Raw genomic sequence first — 24,766 nt, 5'->3', positions numbered from 1 at the left:
GGTCCTCGGAAATCTAGATTCGAGACATGGACCGCGAAGAAGACCGCAGCACCCCGACACCTTCACCGGAACCGGCCGAAGGCCTCCCCCCGACGGGGATCGACCCGACGGGCCACGCGCCCTCGGCCCCCGTCGGGGCCGCCGCTCCGGCCCCGAGACGACGGGGCCCTCGCCCCGTCCCGCCGGGAGTGGAGTACCACCGGGTCCTCGCCGACGACCGGCGCCGGATCTGGCGGGGTATCGCCGCGCTCGTCCTGCTCTTCGGTGGAATGCTCGCCTTCTCGTTCGGGTTCACGATCCTCGGATCGCTCGTCGACATGGCGCTCGGCCGCCCCAGCGTGCTCCTCGGCGGCGACGAGTTCACCCCGGCCACCCAGGCGTCGGCCCTGATCGGGCTCGCCCTGCTGGTGCCCTGGAGCATGCTGATCCAGCGATGGCTCTACGGGGTGAAGGGGGCCTCGCTGCACTCGGTGCTGTCGGTCTTCAGGCCGGCGGTCTTCGGCCGGGCGTTCCTGGTGATCCTGCCCATCTGGGCGGTCTACATGACCGTCTTCTCGATGTTCACCCCGATGCCGGAGGGGGTGTGGCGGCCCTCGGACCTCGTCCTGATGTTCGGCATCGTCCTCCTGCTCACACCGTTGCAGTCGGCCGGTGAGGAGTACGGCTTCCGCGGTCTCGCCTTCCGGGTCGCCGCGAGCTGGGGCAAGGGCCCGCGCGCCGCGCTCCTCCTCGGTGTCGCTGTCTCCGGTCTGTTGTTCATGCTCGCGCACTTCGCCCTGGATCCGTGGCTCAACCTCTACTACCTCACCTTCGGCGTGACCCTGGCCCTGATCACGTGGCGGACCGGAGGTCTGGAGGTGGCGGTGGTCGTCCACGCGGTCAACAACACGATCGCCTTCCTGCTGACGCTCGTCACCCGCAGCGACCTCGTCGAGGGGATGGACCGCTCGGTGGGAGCCGGCTCGGCGATCATGCTCGTGCCCTGCGTCCTTCTGATCCTGATCACCATCGTGGTGTGGGCGCGCACACGGGAAACGGGACCCGCGCTCACACCTTCGGAAAGGGAGACGCACGAGGCCCCGCGAGAACGGTGACGGGTCGTTTCGGGGAAAAGGCGGAGGGGGCGCACGCATTCGCGGGGACGGCCGCCCTCCGCCGCCGTATCCGGAGGTTCGGATAACGGCGGAGGCGTGTTCGTCGTCGCCTCTTCGGGGGTCGTTCCCGGTCGGTCCGGGAAACGTCCGGAGAAAGAGGGGTCACGGCCTTTTCCGAACGCCGCGAAGGCGTTCGTCCAGGCCTTCTTCCCGGGCCCTCGTCCACCCTCTCCTCGGGCCCGGAACGGCCGTTCACTCGGCCGCTGTACGCGCCTTCGGAGCGGGCACCCTCATACCGCGCTCACGCCCGTAGTCGGCGAGCATCTCGCGCAGTTGACGGCGGGCGCGGTGCAGGCGGGACATGACCGTGCCCAGCGGGGTCCCCATGCGCGCGGCCACCTCCTTGTAGGCATAGCCCTCGATGTCCACGAGGTAGATGACCTCCTGGAACTCCTCCGGAAGACGGGCCAGGGCCTGCTTGATGTCGGAATCGGGCAGGTGGTCCAGGACCTCGGTCTCGGCCGACCGCATTCCCGAGGAGGTGTGCGCCTCGGCGGCGGCGAGCTGCCAGTCCTTGATCTCGTCGGTGGTCTCCTGACGGGGCTCCCGCTGCTTCTTGCGGTAGCCGTTGATGAAGGTATTGGTCAGGATCCGGTAAAGCCAGGCCCTCAGGTTGGTGCCGGCCCGGAACTGATGGAAATTGGCGAAGGCCTTCGTGAAGGTCTCCTGCACGAGGTCCTCGGCGTCGGCCGGATTGCGCGTCATACGCAGAGCCGTCGGGTAGAGCTGGTCTGCGAACGGCGTGACCGCGGTGGCGAAGTCCAGTGTCTGGCCCTCGTCGCGGGCTCCACCGGCCGTGGAGGTCTGATCTTTCTCGAGAGTCGTCAAGTTTCCCCCTAGGGACGACCGAACGATCACTTCCACCTTGTTAGACGCAGCTTCACCTTCCCAATGATGACATCAATGTCCGTGATACGGGTCACGAACGTACCGAAACCGTCCCCGATACCCGTAAGTGTGCGGTAAAAGTCCCGCGTGGCGACTGGCCGGAACGCGACACCGTCCTCCGGTGTCATACGCTGACGTCGCCACCAGGCGCGTCCCGACGAGGCGCCCTTCGGACGGTGGATCCAGTGGCATACCCGTTTTTCCTGTGGAGGACCTGTGGCCCGCGTCGTGGTTGACGTCATGCTCAAGCCCGAGATCCTGGACCCTCAGGGCCAGGCCATCGCCGGGGCCTGCTCCCGACTCGGCTTCGAGGGGGTCGAACAGGTCCGCCAGGGCAAGCGCTTCGAGGTCGAGGTCGAGGGCGAGGTGGACGAGGCCAAGCTCGCCGACGTCCGTCGTCTGGCCGAGACCCTGCTCGCCAACACCGTCATCGAGGACTTCGAGGTCCGTCCCGCCTGATCGGTCTCGACCTCCCCAACGGCCCCGGTCTTCCCCGCCCTCACCGGCGGGGACCGCCCTTCGACGGGTAATCGGACGGCGGGAACGGACACACCGTTGGTCCCACGTGCCGGAAGTGTCCGGCTTGTTCGGCCGCGTCCCCCGAGGGCGCGGCTGTTCGTTTTACCCGGAGCGACCTCGGGAAGGCTCCCTAACGTGCCGAGATGGTCACCGACACGGAGCACGAGAGGTACACGGATGGACACCGTTTTCTCGATCTCCCTCCCCCGAGAGGCGTACACGGTCGCCGTCGTACGCGACGTGCTCGGCGCCCTCCTGGACAGGATGGGGATGTGCCGGGCCTGCGTGGACGACATCCTGCTCTCCGCTTCCGAAGCCTGTGCGAACGCGGTCGAGCACGGCGACCCCGCCGCCGACTACGAGGTCGGGGCCGAGTTCGCCCCCGGCTGGTGCGGACTCCGGATCTCCCATACCGGAAGAGCGCCGAACCCCGGCGCGCTCGCCGCGAGGTTCACCTCGGACCGCACGCCCCTCCCGGGTCTGGAATCGGAATCGGGCAGGGGCATCTTGCTGATGCGGTACCTCATGGACGAGGTCGCCTTCCACGGAGAACCGCACACCACCGTCGTCCTGCGCAAACGCCTCACCGCGTGCGACCCGGCCGCGAACGGGGCACCACCGCGGGACCACCGATCCTCGTCCGGACAACTCGCCCTGTCCTGACGCCCCCGCACCGGCCCCGCGCCCCGTGGACCGTCCACACGGGGCGCGGTACCCCGCCCTCCGGGCGCCGTGACGCATCCCACGGACCTGTCCGGTCGTACACCTCCACCCCTCCCAGAAGGGGGTTCCTTGGGAGGATCGCACAGGAGCACCGCCCCGGAAAGGGGTGACGGTCGTACCCGAGTACAGGTGAGCGGGTACGCTGCGGGGGTAGCGGACGCTCCGTTCCCGTGACGGGGCCAGGCACCGACCCCTCCCCGTCGAACAACAACCCCGGAGTGTGCTCATGACAGCCCGTGTGGGCGTCGTCACCTTCCCAGGCACCCTTGACGACAAGGACGCCGCCCGCGCGGTGTCCCTGGCGGGTGCCGAGCCCGTCTCCCTCTGGCACGCGGACGCCGACCTCAAGGGGGTCGACGCCGTGGTCCTGCCCGGTGGGTTCTCCTACGGCGACTACCTGCGCTGTGGAGCCATCGCGCGGTTCGCCCCGCTGATGTCCGAACTGATCCCGGCGGCGCGTTCGGGCGCCCTCCCGGTTCTGGGCATCTGCAACGGCTTCCAGATCCTGTGCGAGAGTCACCTGCTGCCCGGTGCCCTCACCCGCAACTCCTCCCTGCGGTTCGTCAACCGCGACCAGGTCCTGCGGATGGAGAACACGAACACCGCCTGGACGAGCTCCTACGACGAGGGGCAGGAGATCCTGGTCGTCCTCAAGAGCGGCGAGGGCGGCTATGTCGCCGACGAGGAGACCCTCGACCGGTTGGAGGGCGAAGGCCGGGTCATCGCCCGCTACGTCGGCTCCAACCCCAACGGCTCCCGCCGCGACATCGCCGGGGTGACCAACGAGCACGGCAACATCGTCGGGCTCATGCCCCACCCCGAGCACGCCGTCGAGGCGCTCACCGGCCCCTCCACCGACGGGCTGGGCTTCTTCACCTCGATCCTCGGACACCTGGCGGCCGGAACCCCGGCCCACGCCTGACGCACACCGGATCGGCGCGACCGCCGAACCGACCTCACCCGACAGGGGGACGACTCGCGATGATGGCGCTGCTGCGCTCCCGGAAGACCATGTACGTCCTGGTGGGACTGGTCGTGATCGGCCTCGTGGTCTCCGGGGCCATCGGCCTCTTCCAGTCGTTCAACTCGGCACCCGTGGCCACGCCCGGGGCGCAGGGGCAACAGCCCCCGCCCCAGGCGCAGGGCGAACAGCCCGAACCGCCGCCGGAGGTCGGTGCCCTCGGCAGCCCCCCGTCCGGTTTCACCTACGTGGACCAGGATGAGGCGCACTGCGCCCAGGGCCAGTGCTTCCGCCTGATCCTCATCGCCGGCGAGGAGGGCGAAGAGCTCGACGTCGACGCGAACGAGGCCGTCGAGACGGTGTACGAGCACCTGCTCGGCAACGGCTGGCGCCAAGAGCTCCCCGAAAACGCCGAATCCTCGGAGGACATCGCACTCGCCGACTCCGTCCTCACCGACGGCGAGACCCTGGTCGCCGACTCCTCCGCCCCGGCCGCCGGCGCAGTGCCGGTCCTCATGCTGGGCAACGCGGGCATGCCCGCCTACTGATCCGACACCGGGCGGCGGACACGGCCAAGGCCCGGACCGAAGAACCCGCGCAACTCCGCGACACCCGAACGGAACCACCGCATGTCTGAAGTACCCGGCCTCGACACCGTCGCCACGGCGCACGACACCCCGGACACCCCTCAGCCGTACGCCGAACTGGGCATGGCCAAGGACGAGTACGAGCGGGTCCGCGAGATCCTGGGCCGCCGGCCCACCGCGGCCGAGCTGGCGATCTACTCGGTCATGTGGAGCGAGCACTGCTCCTACAAGTCCTCCAAGGTGCACCTGCGCCAGTTCGGGGAGAAGGCCCCCGAAAGCGACGCCCTGCTGGTGGGCATGGGCGAGAACGCGGGCGTCGTCGACGTCGGTGAGGGCAACGCCGTCACCTTCAAGATCGAGTCGCACAACCACCCCTCCTACGTGGAACCGCACCAGGGCGCGGCCACCGGCGTGGGCGGCATCGTCCGCGACATCCTCACCATGGGAGCCCGCCCCGTCGCGGTGATGGACGCCCTGCGCTTCGGCCCCGCAGACGCCGACGACACCAAGCGGGTCCTGCCCGGCGTCGTCTCGGGCATCTCCTTCTACGGGAACTGCCTGGGCCTGCCCAACATCGGCGGTGAGATCGGCTTCGGCCCCGGTTACATCGGCAACCCGCTGGTCAACGCCCTGTGCGTGGGCGTCATGAAGCACGAGGACATCAAGCTCGCCCAGGCCCCCGGCCCCGGCAACAAGGTGGTCCTGTTCGGTTCCACCACCGGCCCCGACGGCATCGGCGGCGCCTCGGTGCTGGCCAGTGCCACCTTCGACGACGAGTCGCACGCCAAGCGGCCCAGCGTCCAGGTCGGCGACCCGTTCATGGAGAAGCTCCTCATCGAGTGCAGCCTGGAGCTGTACGCCGAGGACATGGTGGTGGGCATCCAGGACCTGGGCGCCGCCGGCGTCTCCTGCGCCACCACCGAGCTGGCCGCCGGAGGCACCGGTGGGATGCGGATCCAGCTCGACCGGGTTCCGCTGCGCGACCACCGGCTCACGCCTGAGGAGATCCTCATGAGCGAGTCGCAGGAGCGCATGATGGCGATCGTCGAACCCGCCAAGATGGACGCCTTCCTGGCCGTCTGCGACAAGTGGGGCATCCTCGCCACCGAGATCGGCGAGGTCACCGACGTGACCCCCGAGGAGGCCGAACGCGGTGGCCGCCTCGTGATGACCTGGCACGGCGAGACCGTCGTGGACATGCCGCCCCGGACCGCCTCCGACGAGGGCCCCGTCTACGAGCGCCCCTACGCGCGCCCGGACTCGCAGGACGCCCTCCAGTCCGACGACGCCGCCGCGCTGCCCCGCCCGAAGGACGACACCGAACTGCGCGAACAGCTCCTGCGCGTGCTCGGAGCCCCCGGTGTGGGCGACCCGACCTGGGTCACCGGCCAGTACGACAGCTACGTGCGCGGCGACACCGTCGTGTCCACCCCGCACGACTCCGGCATGATCCGCATCGCCGACGACTCCGACCGGGGCGTGGCCCTGGCCACCGACGGCAACGGTCGCTTCACCCGACTCGACCCCTACACGGGCACCCGCCTGGCCTACGCCGAGGCCTACCGCAACGTCGCCGCCACCGGAGCCCGCCCGCTGGCCGTCACCAACTGTCTCAACTTCGGCTCCCCCGAGGACCCCGGGGTCATGTGGCAGTTCGCCGAGGCCACCCGCGGTCTGGCCGACGCCTGCAAGCAGCTCGGCACCCCCGTGACCGGCGGCAACGTCAGCTTCTACAACCAGACCGGTGACGTGGCGATCAACCCCACCCCGGTCATCGGCGTGCTCGGGGTCATCGACGACGTCAACGCCCGTCTGCGTTCGGGCTTCGACGCCGACGGCGCCCACGTGTTCCTGCTCGGCGAGACCCGCCCCGAGTTCGGCGGCTCGGCCTGGGCCGACGTGGTGCACGAGCACCTGGGCGGACTGCCGCCCGAGGTGGACCTGGCCGCCGAGGCCGCGCTGGGCGAGGTCCTGGCCACCGCCGCCGAGCGGGGCCTGGCCACGGCCGCGCACGACCTGTCCGACGGCGGCCTGGGCGTCGCGCTGTCCGAGTCCGCGCTGCGCGGCGGCCGGGGCATCCGGGTCGAGGTCTCCGAGGACGTGTTCACCGAACTGTTCAGCGAGTCGGCCGCGCGCGCGATCGTCTCGGTCGGCCCCGAGCAGGCGGAGGCGTTCACGGCCCTGGCCGCCGAGCACGGCGTTCCGCTCCGTCGGATCGGCACCGTCGGCGGCGATGCCCTCGTGGTCGAGCACCCCGGCGGCTCCGTGGAGATCGGCCTCGACGACCTGCGTTCCTCCTACGAGGCGGCCCTTCCCGCCCTGATGGACGGCGTGTAGAACCGAACGACCGAGGGGGCGTCCCGGCCGGGACGCCCCCTTTCGCATGCCTTGAAGGGGTAGGCCGTCCGGGTCCCCTTCGCGACGCTATGGGATCGTACGACCGCGGTTCCGGCCGGAACGGCGTCCAGCGCCCTTCGCCCGTTCCGCCGGATCGACCGCCCCCGAACGGACGACGAGGACATCCCCCGGACCATGAACGAGACCCCCCGAAAGCGCCGCGAGGACGGACACGGACCGATCGCGTGGATCACCCGATGGAAGGTGGCCCTGGCGGTCGCGGCCGCACTGGCCCTCATCACCGGGATCGGCGTGTTCACGCTCCTGCCCCGCGACCACGAACACTTCACCTCCGACGGAGAGCCCGAGGTCGGAGACGTTCCTCGCGAGATCGACCACATCGCCTGGGAATGGGACACCCCCGACGGCACCACCATCCAAGAAGTCGCCCCCGGACCCGCCGGCCCCATCGCCCTCACCGACCACGGCGCGATCGCGCTGGACGGTACCACCGGCGAGGAGCTCTGGGGCATCACCACGACAGACCCCGATATCCACACCCTGTCCGGGGTCACCCCTGGCGGAGAGCGCACCGTCATCTTCCAGATCCGGCGACTGGACGAGGGCGCTCTCAACAAGGTCACCATCCTGGACTCCCGCACCGGGAAGATCGACCACCGCTTCGACCACCGGATCGAAGGCGATACCTCCCAGAGATCCTTCACCTGGAAAGACCCTGACCCCGATCCACGAGCTCTCAGCGACCACACCTGGCCGGAAGCCACCGAAACCGGCCTCCTCGCCCGTGACCTGAGTGACGGCGATGTCGCCTGGGACTACACCCCGCCCGACGGGTGCACCATCCGTTCCCAGGCCTACGCCGTCAACCTGGCCCCCTACACCATCGCAAGCACAGGAGACCTGTTCGTCTTCCCCGAGCACTGTGGGCTCCCGGAGGAGCAGGACTCTCACGAGACCGCTGTGGAATCCACCGGTCGTATCGTCGCCCTGGACGCCGCCACCGGCGAACCCGCCTGGCCCGCCATCACCGACATCTTGTTCCGCAGAGATTCCGGTTCCGACAACCTCGGCTTCCGGACCCCCATCACCTTGGACACCGAACAGACCGCGATCCTGGCCCACACCACCTCAGGCCCGACCCTCTTCGACCTGGAGACCGGGGAACCCCGGTACGAACGACTCGGAGAACTCCCCGAGGAGGAATACCGCCCATCGGCGTTCTCCTACCTGGAACCCGAACGGCTCTCCGTGGTCACGGAGAGTCCCTCCGAAGAGGACTCACTCACGATCGGCCGTATCGATCTGGAACAGAACCGGATCACCGACGAGGCCAGGGTGGAAGGTCAGCGGCTCTTTCCAGGCCCCGAGTACAGCCACCGAAGGCCCACGGACAGCGGTCGAACCTCCCTCTCCTTGGAGAACGGACTGCTCATCAGTGCCTGTGAGACGGCCTGCGGCGCGGGCGTGCCCCTTCTCGCCCTCTTCTCCCCCCGGAACGGGGACGGAGCGGAGGAGCCTATCGAGATGCCCATGCTCGGCGGGGTGAACAGCTCGGGCCCCGGACTGTTCATGAAGGTCCCCGGCGGCATCGTGGCCTGGCGACCCCACGGGGAGCAGGGGACCACGAGAACACTCATCGGCCTCACATGAGATCGGGTTCCGTGTCCGCTGGTGGACACGGAACCCGATAGGTCGAGGGCCTCACTCAGGCCGGCACCTGAAGATGTCATCGAGCGAAGAGGGCGGGAAATGAAAGAGAATCTGAATAAAAGAATCATATTCGTTGGTTCGACGACGACGCTGACCCTGGCCACTGTGGGAGCTTTTCTTCTATGGCCGTCCCCTTTCGGTGATCATCGAATCATCGTCCAAGATGTCGAACCCGCCGAGACCCCGGGAACGATTCAGGAGATCTCCTGGACGTGGGAACCCGATGAAGAGACCACCGCACAATCCGTCTTTATCGGTCCGGCAGGGCCCATCGTGATGTACGAGGACGGTGTATCGGCCCTTGATGGCTCTAACGGTACGGAGATCTGGAGTTACAGGGTCAACGATCTACGCGCCCCTTCGTCCCGATCAGACTCCATCAGAGTCGGAGTCACATCCGATCGTGAGTACACCGTGCTGGCCTGGCATCCCCGGGAAACGGTGGAGTACGTGAACATGGCGATCCTCGAATCGGGATCGGGCCAGCTCATCGACGAGTATCGATTCTCCCCTCCTGAAGAGGAGGTCGATGACGGAGCTCGTCCTCCCCTCCCCTCGCTGGATCGCCTTTCGACGGATACATGGCTCGAACCCGATGGTGATGGCTTCGCCGCCCTGAGCATCTTCACGGGAGAGAAAAAATGGGATTACACCCCGGACTCGAAATGTCGAATTCTATATAACTATTCCCATGAGAACTTTGAGGACTTCAGTGTTCTAATCGGAGAGGAAACTCTTATATTCGGCCAATACTGTGACGAAGATGTCAGCGAAGGAACCTTCCATGGCGATCTGATCGCACTCAATGCAGAAAACGGATCAGAGAAATGGACAATCGAGAATCGAATATCTCTTGCAAGAAGTGAGATAGACATTGAATACGATGTTAGAAAAACCGACATGAATCCGATGTGGGATCCTGGCTACATAACCGTGACGACAGAGCAAGGAAATAGTCTCGTCGATATCGATACTGGGAATATCATTCTCGACGACACTCGTGATATTTTCCCCGATTCCCCCGACGACTCGGCGATCCTGGACGCGAACGAAGATCGTATCATCGACGTCACTCGTCATATATATGACCAGCCTTCCATATTTACGACGGCCGACACGCGCTCAGGGAATATTGAATCAACGACCACCCTTCCCAGCACCGACTTCAACCACTACCTCCTTCTCCCGGAAGACCTCAACATCTCCTTCTCATGGCCAAATATTATTCCCTTGCGCGGGGGAATCCTCACCACAACCTGCAAAAATGAATGTGAAGAGAACACGAAAACTAATTATACGGACACAGTCACCTTCATTCCCTCGACGCCCGAAGGAGAGGAGGAAACGGTCGAAATTCCACTTCCTTCGGATACCTCTGATCAGAGCACCCATACACTCCTCGCCTCCCCGGGTAGCGTGATCGCCTACATGAAACATGAAGGCAGCATCCCCGAGATATTTGGCCTCAAGTAGATAACGACCAAAAAATTCCCCAAAGAGAACAAGCAATTCTCGATTACATCCAACATAAAGGCGAAAGACAGTCACGAAAAAACTTTAATCCACTGGCTCTCGAGAGCACAGTTTCAACGGGAGAGGACCCCCGGTAGCCACGAATTCATTCTCCGGGCAGCATCATTGCATACACGACAGCAGACGGAAAAATACCGGAGATCATCGGCCTTGGATGAACAAGAGGCCGAGCATGCAATATTACAAATTCAAGCCGTCGAACCACTCGAATATTAAAAAGATAATCTCAGATCCGAAATGGGCGACGGGCGTACTTTGAGAAAATACTTTCAAGGAAAGATGCTCCTGACGGTCGCGGTCGCACTGACCCTCATCGTCGGGATCGGCGTGTTCACGCTCTTGCCCCGCGACCACGAACACTTCACCTCCGACGGAGAACCCGAGGTCGGAGACGTTCCTCACGAGGTCGACCACATCGCCTGGGAATGGGACACCCCCGAGGGCCACTCGATCGTCACCGTGATGCCCGGGCTCGCCGGCCCGGTCGTGGTCATGGAACGAGGCGTCATCGGACTCGACGGGACCACAGGCGGGGAACTCTGGGGCTACCTCAGCGACCTCGATGGCTCCGATGTCAGCGCGTCGGTCACCCCAGACGGACGGTACGCCGTCGTCTCACAGGCCCGTGACGATGAGAACCACGTCTCCCTGCTGGACAGCGGTACCGGAGAGATCCAGGAGAGATACGAATACCCCCTCGACTCCGAACCTCCGAGTCTCCTGAACCTGTCCGACCACGACTGGATCGAGGCCCGGGACGGCGGCATCGTCGCCCGCGACCTGCACAGCGGGGACATCGCCTGGGAGTACCTACCGGAGCGGGGCTGCGAGATCCAGGCGCTCCGTGGATCGAACACCTTCGGAGACACGGCCGACTACTCCGTGGCGACCAGCGGCGAACACTACGTCATGGCCGAACTGTGCGAGGAGCATCGAGAGGAGGGTGAACCCGACGCTCCGCGTTCACCGGGGAATCTCGTCGTCCTGGACGCGTGGAGCGGAGAGGTCTCTTGGACCGTCGAGGACGATCTCCTTCTCGAGAGGGAGACCCGCTCGGAGATCGACGTCCCCTACTCCGCCGGTATCAACGTCTCTCGTGACGAGAGCGCGCTCCTGGCCGAGACGACCTCCGGCTCCACCCTCTTCGTCCCGGCCACGGGAGAGGTCCTCCACGATGACCTCCGGAGTCTTCAGAGGGACGAGGGACCGGGCAGGATCATCGACTTCGACGACGAGAACGTCGTCGTCTCCGAAAGGACACCCGGGAGCACAGGCCTCCCCGAGTTCACGAACACGAGAACAGGAGACGGAGAGATCCTTCGACGAACCTCGACGGAAGACCCTCTCAGCGGCGACCCCTTCGAATACCACCGGATCCGACCGGCCGGGAGCGCCTCCTACTCTCTCCCCCTCGACGGCGGAGTCGTCACGCCGGGATGCGTCGACGAGTGCGCGGAGAGGAACATCGACGAAACGGTCCTTTTCCTCCCCTGGGAGGGCAAGACCCCGCCGCGGGCCATCGAGTCCGAGAAGGTCGAAGCGATCGTCCAGAGCGGGAGAGGGGTCTTCGTGGAGACCCCTGGAAGCGTGGTCCTCTATCGGCCCGGCTCCGAGGGCCACCTCATCGGCCTCGCATGACGACGCGCCCCCCGTCACTCGACCCCCCATCACGAGGAGAACCCGCGATATGAACAAACGGAGGATCTCCGCGACCGCGCTCTGCCTGGCCCTGGCGACACCTGCCTGTACCGGCTCCGGGGGTCCGTGATCCACCGGGTCGCCGACGAGTCGCCGACGGCACCCGAGGCCATGGCCTCCGTGAGCGAGGTCGGTTGGGAGTGGAGTCCCGGCGAGGGCGAACGTGTCTCGAAGGTGCACGCGGGTCCGGTCGGGGCCGTCATCGAACTGACGGACGGGCTGGTCGGACTGCGCGGCGACACCGGTGACGAACTGTGGCGTTACCAGGCGCCCGAGGCGGAGGGGTTCTCCGCCTCCTTCTCCCCTTCGGGGGAACTCGCCCTCGTATCGGCCTCGGATGAGCCCGCCCTGCTACTGGACACCTCCACCGGGGAGGCCGCGGCCCGGGACCTCGACTGGAACGGCGAGGGCCGTCTTCTGGACGGCGAGTTCCTCTTCCACCGTGAAGGTGAGGCCACCGAGGCCCTCCATGAGTCGACCGATCTGGAGACCGGAGCGTTCCTCTGGCGGCAGGAGGAGACCCTCACCTGCTCCGAAGGCGGCCCCTCCCGCACGATCACCACGCTCCTGTCGCCCAAGGCGATCGTCCTGCTCCTGCACTGCTCGGAGGACACCTCCGAGGGCGCGCTCCGCGTCCCCGCCCCCGACACAATGAACGCGCTGGTGGCGTTGGACCCGAAGAACGGCGAGGAGCTGTGGCGTCGGGAGGCCGAGGACACCGAGGGCCGAGGCCTGGCGGAGGCGAAGCTCCTCCAGGGCCGCCTGGTGGCCGACCTTCCGGGTGAGGAGGGGTGGACGATCATCGACCCCGCCGATGGTGAGGTCCTCGCCGAGTCCCCGAAACCGGTGTTGGAGCTCGGGGACGGCACCTACCTCGCCGGTCCGGATCACCTGGCGGAGGATCCGAGCCACGAGCTGCGGACCTTCGACGGAGAGGTGCTCTCCTCGGTCACCCTTCCCGACGGGCGCTTCTCCGGAGACACACCGGAGACCGCCGTCGGGTTGCCCGACCACCTGCTCACCATCGACATGGAACGCGGCTCCGACGAGGACGCGATCGACGTCGTGGTGACCCCCTGGGACGACGAGGGCGCGGAGGACGTCATCACCGCGACCACCACCGCCACGGCGAGCAGTCTCGATCCCGGTCGGCTGCTCTCCGTGCCCGGGTCGGTCATCGCCTATGTCCCGGTGGAACGCGGGGCCGGCATCGACGCCATCGAGGGCGTCGTGGCGCTCAGGTGAGCACCTACGAATGAACCCGCCCGCGCCGGCCCGAGTCCCTCGGGCGGGCGCGGGTCTCTCCGTCCTCGGGGCGGGTCAGATCCTTCCGTCGCCGCAGTCGACGTGGTCGGCGACGCTCGCCTCGTAGGCGTCGTGGGTGTCGAAGGCCCCCTGGTGCTCGTCCATGTAGGCGTCGACGAACTCCTCGCCGGTGACGGTGTCCCCGCACCAGGTGACCTCGTTGTGGTGCATGGCGTCGTTCAGGGCGCTGTCGATCCGGTTGAAGCCGACCATGGTGTCCCAGGCGTCCTCGTCGAGCTCGACGACGTACCCCTCCAGGTCACCGTCCTGGTAGCCGGCCTCCCAGTCCACGTCCGCGTCACCCCCTCCTTCGGGGACGATGATCCCTTGGTCGAACAGGAGCTCACGGGCACCACCCATGTTCACGAGCACCTCGTCCGATCCCACTTCGTCGATCATCCGATCCAGGGTGACCACCCGCACCTGACGTTCGACCCAGAAGACCGAGACGAGTTCGGAGGCGTACTCGGTGTCCGGTGGGGGCTCGGGTTCGGCGGAGGAGCAACCTGCCAGAGCCAGGACGATCGACAGAGCGATGATCGAGAAGGCGGGCCCGCGGCCCGGGTGGCGGGACAAGCTGCTCCTTCGGGGGCGATGGTCGGAAGGTCCACCCCATTCTGTTGAAGGAGACGGACCCACCGCGCACCGCCCCTCCCCCGCCGTGCGCGTTAACGGCCCCTGCCTGAAGGGCACCCCGGAGGAAGGACCCGGTCCCACTGGGGTAGGACTACTAGGAGGAGGTGGAGGAAGATGGAACGCGCCAGACGTGGCAGCTTGAAGGGCGCGCTCGGCAGCCATGACCGCCCGGCCAGCGCCCTGGGTTTCCGGCGGGTCCTGGCGGTGTTCGGGGCCCTGGTACTCCTGTTGGGCACCATCGCCGCCGTGCTCTGGACCGACCAGCTCTGGCTGGCGGTGCTCCTCGGCGCGGGCTTCGTCGCCGCCTGTGTGAACGTCTACTGGGTGAACCGGCGGCTCCACTACGAGCGCCCCCAGCACTGATCCACACCGTCGGATGAAGAGGACGGTAGAGGCCGGAGCCGCTCCGGCCTCCCACCCCTCCTGCTCAGCCGACCTTCAGCTGCTCGTCCCCGAAGTCGGCCACCAGAACGAGTGTTCCGCCCAAGGCCGTGACGTAACGGTCGAGGACATCGCGGGTCGAGATGTCACCGGATTCGATCTGGGAGACCCTGGAGACCGAGACCCCCATTCGACGCGCCACCTCGGCCTGCCCCAGCCCTCGATGCCTCCGCATCTCGACCAGACGCCAAGCCCTGGCCTGGTCTTGGAGACGAGCGACCTCGGCCTCGAACCGCTCCGCCCCGCCGGAGGTCTCGACGGCCTTCTCCAGATGGCCGCTGTCACGCCAGCTTCGACCCACGCTCATGCCTCGTCCGCCTCTCGCCGTTCCGACAGGTAATCCCCATAGAGGAGTTCGGCTCGCGGTACCGCCCATCGGTACCACGAACGCCATCGACCGGACTTGTCCCCCGCGACCAGAAGGATCGCGGAACGCCATGGGTCGAAAGCGAAGAGAACACGCACCTCACTTCCGGCCGAGGAACCGGGGCGCAGCTCCTTCAGGTTCGCCACCGAGGTTCCGACGACGGTGTCCACCAAGGGTCGCCCTTCCCCGGGCCCGTTACGTTCCAGGACGAGAATCGCCTGGTTCACCAGAGAGTGCGACTTCCGGTCCTTCTCATAGAGCTCATCAAGGAAGCGTTCCACATCCTCGGTCATGAGGATCTCCCATGATCCCAACGCCATCCTCCTTGAAAGACTACCCGGACTTTAGGAAATCCTAAAGGTCCTGCTCGGAGTCGGCCCTGGTTTCGAGAAAACCGCGAGATGCGGAATGCCCGATGGTTCGGCGGAACGTCACCGTCAGGGGTGGAGGGTGATGGCGATGGGGCGGTGGTCGGAGTGGGGCACGTCCGGGGCGGCGGGGTCGCTCGGCCTCCAGTCGTCGGTGACGAGGATGTGGTCGATCTGCTGCTCGGAGCGGGCGGCGGCGACCATGGTGGGGAAGGGGCGCGCGTCGGCGAAGGCGTCGTGGAGGGTCTCTCCCAAGGGCAGGTCCTCGGGTTCGAGGTTGAGGTCGCCCGCGACCACCACGGGCGTGCCGCGGCCGTGGGCGGCCTCGGCGATCTCCATGAGGGCGGCCAGTTGGGCTCGGGAGCTCGGGTCGGCCAGGTCGTAGCCCTCGGGTTGCAGGTGGGTGGCGATCACCGTGACATCGGCGCCCCGCCAGGTCAGGGTCGCCTCCAGAGCCTGGGCGCCGGTGGGTCCGCTCGCGGGAAGGGTGTGGCCGCGCACCTCGGTGACCGGAAGGTTGGTGAGCAGGGCGTCTCCCCAGAACGGGCCGTCGGCGGGCCCCCAGTAGGCGGTCATGCCCAGGTGTTCGGCGAGCGCCGACAGGTGGTCGTGACCTCCGTTGAGCAGCCAGCCCCGGTCCACCTCGCCGAGCGCGATGACGTCGGCGTCCAGAGCGCGCAGGGTCTCGGCCTGTTCGGCGGTGGACAGGCGTCCGTCCATGCCGAACCCCATGCGCACGTTGTAGGCGGCCACCCGTAGGCCGTCGGAGCCGGGTTCGGCGGGGGTGGTCTCGACTCGGACGAAGAGGGGGGCGAGCGTGACGGCCAGGGCGAGGGCGGCGGCGCCGACGGCCCCGGGCATGGCCCGGGCCGGTGGGGTCGTGTCCGTTCCGGGGCGGAGCGGGAGCGCCGCGGCGAGGAGGAGCAGAGCGAGGAACGGTACGTACGTGTTGGGGATGTGCAGGTCGTAGGCGGCGTAGAAGGCGAACACCAGGACGACGAAGAGCAGGAGCCCCGAGGCGGCGAGGGCCCCGGTGCGCGCCGCGGTGGTCCCAGGGGCGGGGCGGGACACCGCCAGCCCGGCGCAGGCGGCCAGGGCGAGCTGTCCCGGGACGAGGAGCGCCCAGGTCCAGGTGGGCGGCACGCCGGGCACGTCGCCGTCGAGTGAGGACACGAGCGACAACGCCGTCAGGACCACGAGCATCAAGGTCAAGGGGACGAGGGGGCCCGGGACGAAGGCGCGGGGTCGGGCGGTGACGGCGACGGACAGGACCGCGACGACCGCGATCACGACCGACGCGTAGGGGGTCTCGGCGAGGGTGCGGGCCACGGCCGGGTTGGCGGTGTAGAGGCCGGTCAGGAAGAGCAGCGGCCCCAGGGAGAGCCAGGCGCGGGGGCCGACGGGGGCGGGTTCTCCCGCCTCGGCCCGCAGGGTCCACAGGGACGCGGCGAGGAAGGCCGCGCACACGACCACGACCCCGGTCCAGACGAGGACGCCCTCGCGCCAGAGCGGATCGACGGTGCCGAGTGCCGTGTGCGCGACGGACGAGGCGGCCGTACCGGCGACCACGCCGATCATCACCTCGTGCGCGTTCGTTCGACCGTCGGTGGCGGTGGCGGCCACGACGCAGGTCAGCCAGACGACGCCCAGCCCCACGAGGGCCGAGGACAGGTAGAGCTGGGGGTCTCCTCCCTCGGTGGCCTGGAGCGCGATCCGACCGACCACGAGGAGGCCCGCCGTGACCAGGGCGAGGGTGGCGGGCGGCACCCACCGGGTCAGGAGTACGGCGGGGAAGGGGAGCAGGAACCAGGCGAGGGCGTAGGCGCCCATGACCTCGGGGCCGGTCGAGCCCGCCTGCCCGAAGAGGGTGATGAGCGAGGGGAGGAAGACCCGGAGCACGTCCAGCAGCAGGACGGTTCCGAGGAGTGTGGCGAGGCGTCCCTGACGCATGGTGCTCCGCTCTGTGGGGGCAGGCGAGGTTCCCGAAGGATTCTCACCTTCTCCCCCGGCCCGTGGCAAGGGCGAAGACCCCGGGCACGGGTGGGGGCGGCGACCGCACCGGTCGCCGCCCCCACCCGTCGTCCACGCGTCAGCGGGTCTCGTGGCCTTCCGGAAGCCACTTCTCCCACACGTCGCGGTTCTCGCTCACCCAGATCTCGGCCGCCTCGGGCGGAGAGATCCCCTGGTCGGCGATCATCTGCGCGACCTCGTTCTGCTGCGAGTTGGTCCACTTCCAGTTGTCGAGGAAGCGGTACGCGTAGTCGTCCTCCTCCACGAAACCGGCCCTGAAGATCTTGTTCAGGTCGTAGACCGGGTAGTCACAGGGAACATCGTCCAGGTCGGCGTCGCAACCTTCGTGATAGTCGGGGAAGTCGACCTTGACCAGGTCCACCTCCTCCTGGAACCACTGCGGGTCGTAGAAGTAGAAGAGCACCGGCTCCTCGTTGGCGTAACGGCGCCGCACCTCGGTGATCTGAGCGGCCTCCGACCCGGCGTAGACGATCTCGAGGTCGAGGTCGAAGGCGTTGATCATCCCCTGGTCCTGGCTGACGAACCCGGGGGCTCCGGCCAGGAACTCGCCCTTGTCGCCCGTCTGGGCCGTCCGGAACAGGTCGGTGTTGGCCTTCAGACCCTCCAGGGTGGTGATCTCCGGGTACTCCTCCGCGAGGTAGGCGGGGACGTACCAGCCGATCACACCCTCGTTGCCGTTGGGACCGCCGTCCACGGCGGTGCCGTTGCCGTCGGGTCCGTACAGCTCGAACAGCTCCTCGTGGCCCCAGTTCTCCACGATCACGTCCATGACGCCCTGATCGAGCGCCTGCCAGGAGGGCTGTTCGTCCACGCGGATGAGCTGGACCTCATAGCCCATCTCCTCCCGCAGGATGTTGGCCAGTACCTCGGCGCTGGCCTCGTAGCCCACCCAGCCGTTCACGGCGATCCGGACGGTGTTGGGGTCGCGGGCGATCTGATCGGTGCGCACCGCGCAGGAGCTCACCATCACCAGGGCCAACCCCACGGCGAGCGACCGGAGCAGGACGCCCCTCTTCAGAAACCTAGGCACGGGGTGCCCTCCTTCCCTGCGTCACCCGGTCCAGGAACAGACCCAGGAACACGATCGCCAGGCCCGCGGCGATACCCAGGCCCAGCTCGTTCTGCGCCAGCCCGAGGACGACGTCGTTACCGAGCGCGCCGGCGCCGACGAGGGCGCCCATCACCACCATGGACAGGACCAGGATGATGCCCTGGTTGACCGCCAACAGCAGGGAGCCGCGCGCCATGGGCAGCTCCACCTTGGTGAGCAGCTGCCACTTCGTGGAGCCCTGGGAGACGGCGGCTTCGAGGGTGCCCTCGGGCACCCCGCGGATACCGTCGTTCACCAACCTGATCACCGGAGGCAGGGCGAAGATGACCGCGGCCGCCAGGGCGGGCACGGGGCCCAGTCCGAGCAGGGCCACCGCCGGGATCAGGTAGACGAACGGCGGCAGGGTCTGCATGAAGTCGAGCACGGGGCGGAACACCACGGCGACCACGTCGTTGCGCGACATCAGGACACCGAGGACCACACCCAGCGCGATGGTGACCACCGTGGCCACCAGCACCTGGGAGAGCGTGGCCATGGCGTTGTCCCACACACCCAGGAGGCCGATCGCGATGAAGCAGAGCGCGGAGATCACCGCGACCCGCCTGCCCGCGAAGATCAGCCCGAGCGCGGCGGCGGCGAGCGTCACCAACCACCACGGCGATCCGCTGAGCAGGTTGTCGAGCGGTCCGAGGATCCAGCTCTGTGTCCAGGAGCCCAGAGCGGCGGCGGCCGGGCCGATCGCCGCCTCGATCGCCTTGTCGAAGGCGTTCACCGGGATGTCGATCCGGAGCGACAGGTCGCGCGGCCAGCCTCCCAGGTCGAGGAGACGGCCCACGACCATCGCCGCGACGGCCGCGGCGAGCATGCCGCCCAGGAGCGGCAGCCGATAACGTGCTTCGATCCGCGGTGTGTGCGCTCCGTGGCCGACCGCGCCGGTGACCCGATCCATGGCGATGGCGAGCATGACGATCGCCAGACCCGCCTGGAACGCCTGACCGACGTTGATCTTGGACAGCGCCTGATAGATGGCGTCGCCGAGACCGCCCGCTCCGATGACCGAGGCGATGACGACCATGGAGACCGCGAGCATGATGGTCTGGTTGACGCCCAACAGGATGGTGCGCTTGGCCAGCGGCAGCTGCACCTTGGTGAGGATCTGCCACGGGGTGGAGCCCAACGAGGTCGTCGCCTCGATGGCGCCCTTGTTCACCTCGCGGATGCCCAACGCGGTGATCCGTACGACCGGCGGGAGCGCGTAGACGGCGGTCACCACGGCGGCCGACGCGTTACCGATGCCGAAGAGCAGCACGAACGGCAGCAGGTAGGCGAAGGCCGGCATGATCTGCATGAAGTCCAGCACCGGACGGATGGCCCGGTAGAACCCCTCGCTCCGACCGGCCAGGATGCCGAGCGGAATGCCGAACAGCAGGGCGATGAACACCGAGGTGATGATGAGCGACAACGTCGTCATCGACTCGTTCCACAGCCCGGTCAGCGCGAACACCGCGAAGGTGGCGAGGACCAGCAGGGCCACCCGCCATCCCGCGACCCGCCAGGAGGCGAGCACGCCGATGACGGTCACGCCGAGCCAGGTGAACGTGTTCAGGACCTGGTTGATCAGCACGACGGCCGACCCGAGGCCCACGGAGATGTAGTTGAAGAAGTAGAGGAACAGCGGGCTGTCGTTGCGGTTGTCGACGATCCAGGCGTAGACACCATCGAGCCAGGCCATGAAGGCGCTGCCGGTGGCGCCCGGGAAGCCGCCCGCCCAGGACGGGGAGCCCATCAGGCGGGTCAGCTGGTAGCCCAGGATCAGCACCACGACCACCAGCAGGGCCTGGAACCAGCTCCTGCGCAGAAGCCCGCCGTCGCCGTCCCCCGTGTTCTCCGTGCCGGCCTCCTTGGTGCCGGCGGGTTCGGTCACCGTGGCCATGTCATCCACCGTTCCCCGTCGAAGCGGCGCCCCCGGGGTCGACGACGTCGTCGGAGATCTCCTCCACCGTCTCCTCGACGATCGCGTCGACCTGCTCGGAGCCCTCCAGCTGATCCTCCGCGATGGCGCGCAGTACGTCGTCGCGGCCCACGTAGCCGAGGAGGGTGTCGCCCTCCACGACCCGGACCGGGGCGGTGCTCGCGGCGAGCATCGGCAGGACCTCCGCCAGAACGGTGCCGGGTTCGGTGGTCGGGCCGTCGGTGCGCTCCTCCGGGTAGGCGTCGCGGACCAGCCATCGGGCGGTGAGCACGGTCGTGCGGGCCACGTCGGAGGTGAAGTCGGCTACGTAGGAGTTGACCGGACGACCGACCACCTCTTCGGGGGTGCCCACCTGGACGATCTCTCCGCTGCGCATGATCGCGATGCGGTCGCCCAGCTTGAGCGCCTCCTGAAGGTCGTGGGTGATGAAGACGGAGGTCTTGTTCAGCTCCTTCTGGAGCCGGACGACCTCGTTCTGCATGTCGCGGCGGATCAGCGGGTCCAGCGCGCTGAACGGCTCGTCGAACAGCAGCACCTGCGGGTCGACGGCGAGGGCGCGGGCCAGGCCCACGCGCTGCTGCATACCTCCGGAGAGCTGGCCGGGACGGGAGCTCTCGTACCCGCTCAGGCCGACCATCTCGATCATCTCGCGGGCCCGCTCGTAGCGTTCGGCGCGCGGCATTCCGCGCACCTCCAGCCCGTAGGCGACGTTGTCGATGATCTTGCGGTTGGGCAGGAGTCCGAAATGCTGGAAGACCATCGCCATCTTGCGCCGACGCAGCTCGCGCAGACGCTGGTCGGAGGCGTCCCCGATGTCCTCGCCGTCGAGCAGGACCGAACCCGAGGTGGGCTCGATCAGACGGGTCAGACAGCGGATGAGCGTGGACTTGCCGGACCCCGACAGCCCCATGACCACGAAGGTCTCGCCTGGGCGCACGTCGAAGGAGACGTCGCGCACCGCGACGGTGCAGCCGGTCTCCTCCTTGATGCGGTCGCGGTCGGCCCGCTCCAGTTCGGTGCCGATGACGTTGTCGGCGTTCTTACCGAAGATCTTCCACAGGTTGCGGACGGAGAAGGTGACGTCCGTGGCGCCCGGGGGCGTGCTCTCCTCGGCGGTCTGCGCGCTCATCGGGCCTCACCTTCCTCGGCCCGCCGATCCTCGCGGATCAGGTCGGCGGCGCGCTCCCCGAGCGCGAGCACCATGACCATCGGGTTCGGGGTGGGCAGGGTCGGGAACACCGAGGCGTCGGCCACGCGCAGCCCCTTCAGCCCGCGCACGCGCAGGCGAGGGTCGACCACGGCCGCGTCGTCGTCGACGGCGCCCATACGGCAGGTGCCCGCCGGGTGGTAGACGGTGTGCGCGGCGCGACGGCCGTACTCGGAGAGCTCCTCGTCGGTCCGGACCTTCGGCCCGGGGGCTACCTCGCGCTTGATCCAGGACTTGAACGGCTCGGTCTCGGCGACCTCGCGGGCGATCTTCAGGCCGTCCACGATGGTCTGCTCGTCGTAGCCCTCCGGGTCGGTGAAGTAGCGGAAGTCGAGGGCGGGCTTGGCCTCGGGGTCGCCACTGGTGAGGTAGAGCCTGCCTCGGGAACGGGACCGGGGGATGTTCGGGGTCATGCAGACCGCGTAGCCGTCCTCGGGCGAGTCGTAGCCCAGCCGCTTCGTGTTGTCGTCGAAGGGGATCTGGTAGATGTGGAACATCAGGTCCGGGCGCGGGTCGTCGCCTTCGTGACGTCGCACGAACAGGGCCGCGTCGGAGTCCATCACGGTGTTCTCGGGGATCCGACGGGTGGTCTCCCACATGATGATCGACTCCGGGTGGTCCTGGAGGTTCTCCCCCACACCCGGCAGGTCGTGCTGCGACTCGATGCCCAGGGCGCCCAGCTCCTCGGCGTTACCGACGCCGGACAGCATCAGCAGTCGGGGGCTGTCGATCGCGCCGGCCGACACGATGACCTCGTGACGGGCCTTGACGGTGATCCGCTCGCCGTCCTTGGTGGTGGCGGTGACCCCGGTGGCGCGGTCGCCGTCGAAGAGGATCCGTCCGACCCAGGTCTCCAGCAGCACGGTGAGGTTCTCGCGCACGTCCATGATCGGGTGCATGTAGGCGACCGAGGCCGAGGAGCGGTAGCCGGTGTAGGGGTCGTAGGCGATGGACAGGAAGCCCGCGCCACCGGAGAAACCGTCGCCGTGCGAGGTGAGGGCGTTGAAGTCCTCGATCACCGGAACGTTCGCCGCCTCCGAGGCCGAGGACACCCAGTCCTTGACCATGTCGTTGCGGTCCTTCTCGGCGATCGGGATGATGTTGCACTTGATCCGGTCGGCGTAGGACTGCACGGTGGCGTTGTCCCAGCCCTCGGCGCCGGCGGCGACCCACTCGTCGAGGTCCTCGGCGAACGGCCGGAAGCTGATCAGGGTGTTGTGCGAGGAGCAGCCGCCCAGGACGCGTGCGCGCGAGTGCAGGATGTGCGAGTTGCCGTTGGGCTGCTCGGTGGTGGTGTACCCGTAGTCGAGTTCACCGTCCAGGACGCTCAGCCAGTCGCGGAGTCGGAGCACGTGCTCCAGGTTCCGGTCATCGGGTCCGCCCTCGATCACGCAGACGGTGGTGCCGGGGTCCTCGGTGAGCCGGTTGGCGATCACCGAACCCGCAGTGCCACCACCGACGATGACGTAGTCGTACACGGTCTCTTCGTTGGACACGACCCGGTTCCTCTCGTTGTGTCACGCATGGGGGGCGTCGGGGGAAACCGACCTGTGCTGCGTCGGGTGTCTCTTCTTCTCGTGGAAAGGCCCGGCCGAGGGCACGGCGGAAGCGCTCGTGCCCCCGAACGGGCGGGGCCCCGGGATCGTTCGAACCCCGGGGCCTGGGAAGGTCAGCCGAACCAGCGCTGCGGTTCGGGAGCCAGGTTCCGATAGATGTGCTTGGCCTCGCGATATTCGTCGAGACCGGCCAGGCCGAGCTCGCGGCCGACGCCGCTACGACCGAAGCCGCCCCACTCCGCACCCGGGAAGTAGGGCCCGTAGTCGTTGATCCAGACGGTGCCGTGGCGCAGGGCGGCCGCCACACGCTCGCCACGGGCGGTGTCGTCGGTCCATACGCCGCCGGAGAGGCCGTAGTCGGTGTCGTTGCCCAGCTCGATAGCCTGGGCCTCGGTCTCGAAGCGCTCGACGGTCACGACCGGACCGAACACCTCGGTCTGCACGATGTCCATGGCGCGGTCGCAGTCCACGAACACGGTGGGACGGTAGAAGTAGCCGTCCTGGAGCTCGGGGTCGTCGGGGCGCCTGCCTCCGGCGATCACCCGCGCGCCCTCCTCCACGCCTCGGGCCACGGCCTTCTCGACCTTGGCCCGGTGCTCGGCGGAGACCAGGGGCCCGCAACGCACGCCCTCGTCCTGGCCTCGGCCGATCCGGATGGCCTCGGCGCGGCGGGCCAGTTCGGTGGTGAAGGCGTCGTGGATGTCGTTGTGCACGATGAGTCGCGCGCCGGCCGAGCACACCTGGCCGGAGTGGAAGAACGCGGCGCTGAGCGCGTAGTCCACGGCCGTGTCCAGGTCGACGTCGGGGAAGATGATGTTCGGGTTCTTCCCGCCCAGTTCCAGGGCGATCTTCTTGACCGTCTCGGAGGCGGCCGCCATGATCCGGCGCCCGGTGACCAGACCACCGGTGAAGGAGACCAGGTCGACGTCGGGGTGCTCGGACAGGGGCGCGCCCGCGTCGGGGCCGCTGCCCATCACCAGGTTGACCACACCGGCGGGGATGCCCGCCTCGGTGGACAGCTCCACCAGCTTGGCGGTGGTCACCGGGGTGACCTCACTGGGCTTGATCACCATGGTGTTGCCGGCGGCGATCGCCGGGGCCATCTTCCAGGCGAGCTGGAGCAGCGGGTAGTTCCACGGCGTGATCATGCCGCAGACACCGACGGGCTCGTAGACGATCTTGCTGTGGACGCCCTCGGGCGCGGAGACCAGACGGCCCGCGTCCTTGTCGGCGAGACCGGCGTAGTAGCGGAAGACGTTGGTGACGTCGTCGACGTCGATTCCGCCTTCCTCGATGGTCTTGCCGGTGTCGAACGACTCCATGATCGCGATCTCTTCACGGTCGCGCTGGAGCAGGTCGGCGATCTTCTCGAGGACGCGTCCGCGTTCGTCCGCGGAGGTACGACGCCATTCACCGGTGTCGAAGGCGCGTCGGGCCGCGGCGATGGCCGCCTCGGTGTCCGCTCTTCCGCCCTCGCTGACGATGGTCAGGACGGAGGCGTCGGCGGGGTCCAGGATCTCCCGGACCCGCCCGTTCTTCGCCGCTCGCCACTCACCGTCGATGTAGAGGCTGGTGGCGGTGGCCGAACCGGGCTCTGCCAGGTACGGCGCGGACGGCAGGGTTACGTAAGGGTGCTTCACGGATCCCTTTTGCCCAAGATCGGTAGTCACAAACTGCCTCGTCTCATAAGTCACACTCACC

21 protein-coding genes are annotated in these 24,766 nt (G+C 67.7%); 11 read left to right on the top strand and 10 right to left on the bottom strand.

What is annotated here, in order from left to right:
- The first annotated feature begins 26 nt into the window (after positions 1–26).
- Entirely contained in the window at positions 27–1,094 is a 1,068-nt protein-coding gene (locus D451_RS0100500; RefSeq protein ID WP_017533030.1) for a CPBP family intramembrane glutamic endopeptidase, read from the top strand.
- Positions 1,095–1,346: 252 nt separating this feature from the next.
- Here D451_RS0100500 and D451_RS0100495 read toward each other — a convergent pair whose 3' ends face one another.
- On the bottom strand, positions 1,347–1,982 hold the full coding sequence (locus D451_RS0100495) for a sigma-70 family RNA polymerase sigma factor (protein WP_017533029.1): 636 nt from the start codon (positions 1,980–1,982) through the stop codon (positions 1,347–1,349).
- 276 nt (positions 1,983–2,258) lie between these two features.
- On the opposite strand from D451_RS0100495, the gene purS reads away from it, so the two are divergent.
- The 9 genes from purS (at position 2,259) to D451_RS0100450 (ending at position 13,376) form a co-directional block, all read left to right on the top strand.
- Complete coding sequence (gene purS, locus D451_RS0100485; protein ID WP_014910038.1) at positions 2,259–2,501, top strand: phosphoribosylformylglycinamidine synthase subunit PurS; 243 nt, start codon at positions 2,259–2,261, stop codon at positions 2,499–2,501.
- 237 nt (positions 2,502–2,738) lie between these two features.
- Complete coding sequence (locus D451_RS0100480) at positions 2,739–3,224, top strand: ATP-binding protein (RefSeq protein WP_017533028.1); 486 nt, start codon at positions 2,739–2,741, stop codon at positions 3,222–3,224.
- A 286-nt stretch (positions 3,225–3,510) separates the two neighbouring features.
- A complete protein-coding gene (gene purQ, locus D451_RS0100475; protein WP_014913193.1) occupies positions 3,511–4,206 on the top strand; it encodes a phosphoribosylformylglycinamidine synthase subunit PurQ in 696 nt (231 codons plus the stop codon).
- 59 nt (positions 4,207–4,265) lie between these two features.
- On the top strand, positions 4,266–4,793 hold the full coding sequence (locus D451_RS0100470; RefSeq protein ID WP_014913116.1) for a hypothetical protein: 528 nt from the start codon (positions 4,266–4,268) through the stop codon (positions 4,791–4,793).
- Positions 4,794–4,874: 81 nt separating this feature from the next.
- Entirely contained in the window at positions 4,875–7,169 is a 2,295-nt protein-coding gene (purL, locus tag D451_RS0100465; RefSeq protein ID WP_017533026.1) for a phosphoribosylformylglycinamidine synthase subunit PurL, read from the top strand.
- A gap of 195 nt (positions 7,170–7,364) precedes the next feature.
- Positions 7,365–8,840: an outer membrane protein assembly factor BamB family protein gene (locus D451_RS0100460; protein WP_017533025.1), complete on the top strand. Its 1,476-nt coding sequence runs from the start codon at positions 7,365–7,367 to the stop codon at positions 8,838–8,840.
- Between the two features lie 99 nt (positions 8,841–8,939).
- Complete coding sequence (locus D451_RS27110) at positions 8,940–10,373, top strand: outer membrane protein assembly factor BamB family protein (protein ID WP_081616031.1); 1,434 nt, start codon at positions 8,940–8,942, stop codon at positions 10,371–10,373.
- Between the two features lie 339 nt (positions 10,374–10,712).
- Positions 10,713–12,071: a PQQ-binding-like beta-propeller repeat protein gene (locus D451_RS0100455; protein ID WP_017533024.1), complete on the top strand. Its 1,359-nt coding sequence runs from the start codon at positions 10,713–10,715 to the stop codon at positions 12,069–12,071.
- A 126-nt stretch (positions 12,072–12,197) separates the two neighbouring features.
- A complete protein-coding gene (locus tag D451_RS0100450; RefSeq protein WP_017533023.1) occupies positions 12,198–13,376 on the top strand; it encodes an outer membrane protein assembly factor BamB family protein in 1,179 nt (392 codons plus the stop codon).
- 75 nt (positions 13,377–13,451) lie between these two features.
- Here the strand turns inward: D451_RS0100450 and D451_RS0100445 are convergent, their stop codons facing one another.
- Entirely contained in the window at positions 13,452–14,012 is a 561-nt protein-coding gene (locus D451_RS0100445) for a hypothetical protein (RefSeq protein WP_017533022.1), read from the bottom strand.
- Positions 14,013–14,186: 174 nt separating this feature from the next.
- Here D451_RS0100445 and D451_RS0100440 point away from each other — a divergent pair, with 174 nt between their 5' ends.
- A complete protein-coding gene (locus tag D451_RS0100440; RefSeq protein WP_014908460.1) occupies positions 14,187–14,435 on the top strand; it encodes a membrane protein in 249 nt (82 codons plus the stop codon).
- Positions 14,436–14,499: 64 nt separating this feature from the next.
- On the opposite strand, the gene D451_RS0100435 is transcribed toward D451_RS0100440, so the two are convergent.
- The 8 genes from D451_RS0100435 to D451_RS0100400 all read right to left on the bottom strand — a co-directional run bounded on the left by D451_RS0100435 (position 14,500) and on the right by D451_RS0100400 (position 24,705).
- Entirely contained in the window at positions 14,500–14,820 is a 321-nt protein-coding gene (locus tag D451_RS0100435) for a helix-turn-helix domain-containing protein (RefSeq protein ID WP_017533021.1), read from the bottom strand.
- A complete protein-coding gene (locus tag D451_RS0100430; RefSeq protein WP_241463267.1) occupies positions 14,817–15,173 on the bottom strand; it encodes a type II toxin-antitoxin system RelE/ParE family toxin in 357 nt (118 codons plus the stop codon). The genes D451_RS0100435 and D451_RS0100430 overlap by 4 nt, the downstream gene beginning before the upstream one ends.
- A 144-nt stretch (positions 15,174–15,317) precedes the next feature.
- On the bottom strand, positions 15,318–17,198 hold the full coding sequence (locus D451_RS0100425; protein ID WP_017533019.1) for an endonuclease/exonuclease/phosphatase family protein: 1,881 nt from the start codon (positions 17,196–17,198) through the stop codon (positions 15,318–15,320).
- A 139-nt stretch (positions 17,199–17,337) separates the two neighbouring features.
- Positions 17,338–18,309 carry a glycine betaine ABC transporter substrate-binding protein gene (locus D451_RS0100420; RefSeq protein ID WP_026124709.1) on the bottom strand — a complete coding sequence of 324 codons (972 nt, stop codon included), beginning with the start codon at positions 18,307–18,309 and terminating at the stop codon, positions 17,338–17,340.
- The gene (locus tag D451_RS0100415; RefSeq protein ID WP_017533017.1) at positions 18,302–20,263 is read right to left on the bottom strand and encodes an ABC transporter permease; all 1,962 of its coding nucleotides are present in this window, start codon (positions 20,261–20,263) and stop codon (positions 18,302–18,304) included. Before D451_RS0100415 ends, D451_RS0100420 begins: the two co-directional genes overlap by 8 nt.
- Position 20,264: 1 nt before the next feature.
- Positions 20,265–21,431 (bottom strand): quaternary amine ABC transporter ATP-binding protein, encoded by a 1,167-nt coding sequence (locus tag D451_RS0100410; protein ID WP_017533016.1) that lies wholly within the window; start codon positions 21,429–21,431, stop codon positions 20,265–20,267.
- Positions 21,428–23,005: a GMC family oxidoreductase gene (locus D451_RS0100405; RefSeq protein ID WP_017533015.1), complete on the bottom strand. Its 1,578-nt coding sequence runs from the start codon at positions 23,003–23,005 to the stop codon at positions 21,428–21,430. The genes D451_RS0100410 and D451_RS0100405 overlap by 4 nt, the downstream gene beginning before the upstream one ends.
- Before the next feature lie 173 nt (positions 23,006–23,178).
- Entirely contained in the window at positions 23,179–24,705 is a 1,527-nt protein-coding gene (locus tag D451_RS0100400) for an aldehyde dehydrogenase family protein (RefSeq protein WP_017533014.1), read from the bottom strand.
- Positions 24,706–24,766: the final 61 nt, after the last annotated feature.

The sequence above is a fragment of the Nocardiopsis alba DSM 43377 genome, from assembly GCF_000341225.1.
GTDB lineage: Bacteria > Actinomycetota > Actinomycetes > Streptosporangiales > Streptosporangiaceae > Nocardiopsis > Nocardiopsis alba.
This window is presented reverse-complemented; position numbering and strand designations above follow the sequence as displayed.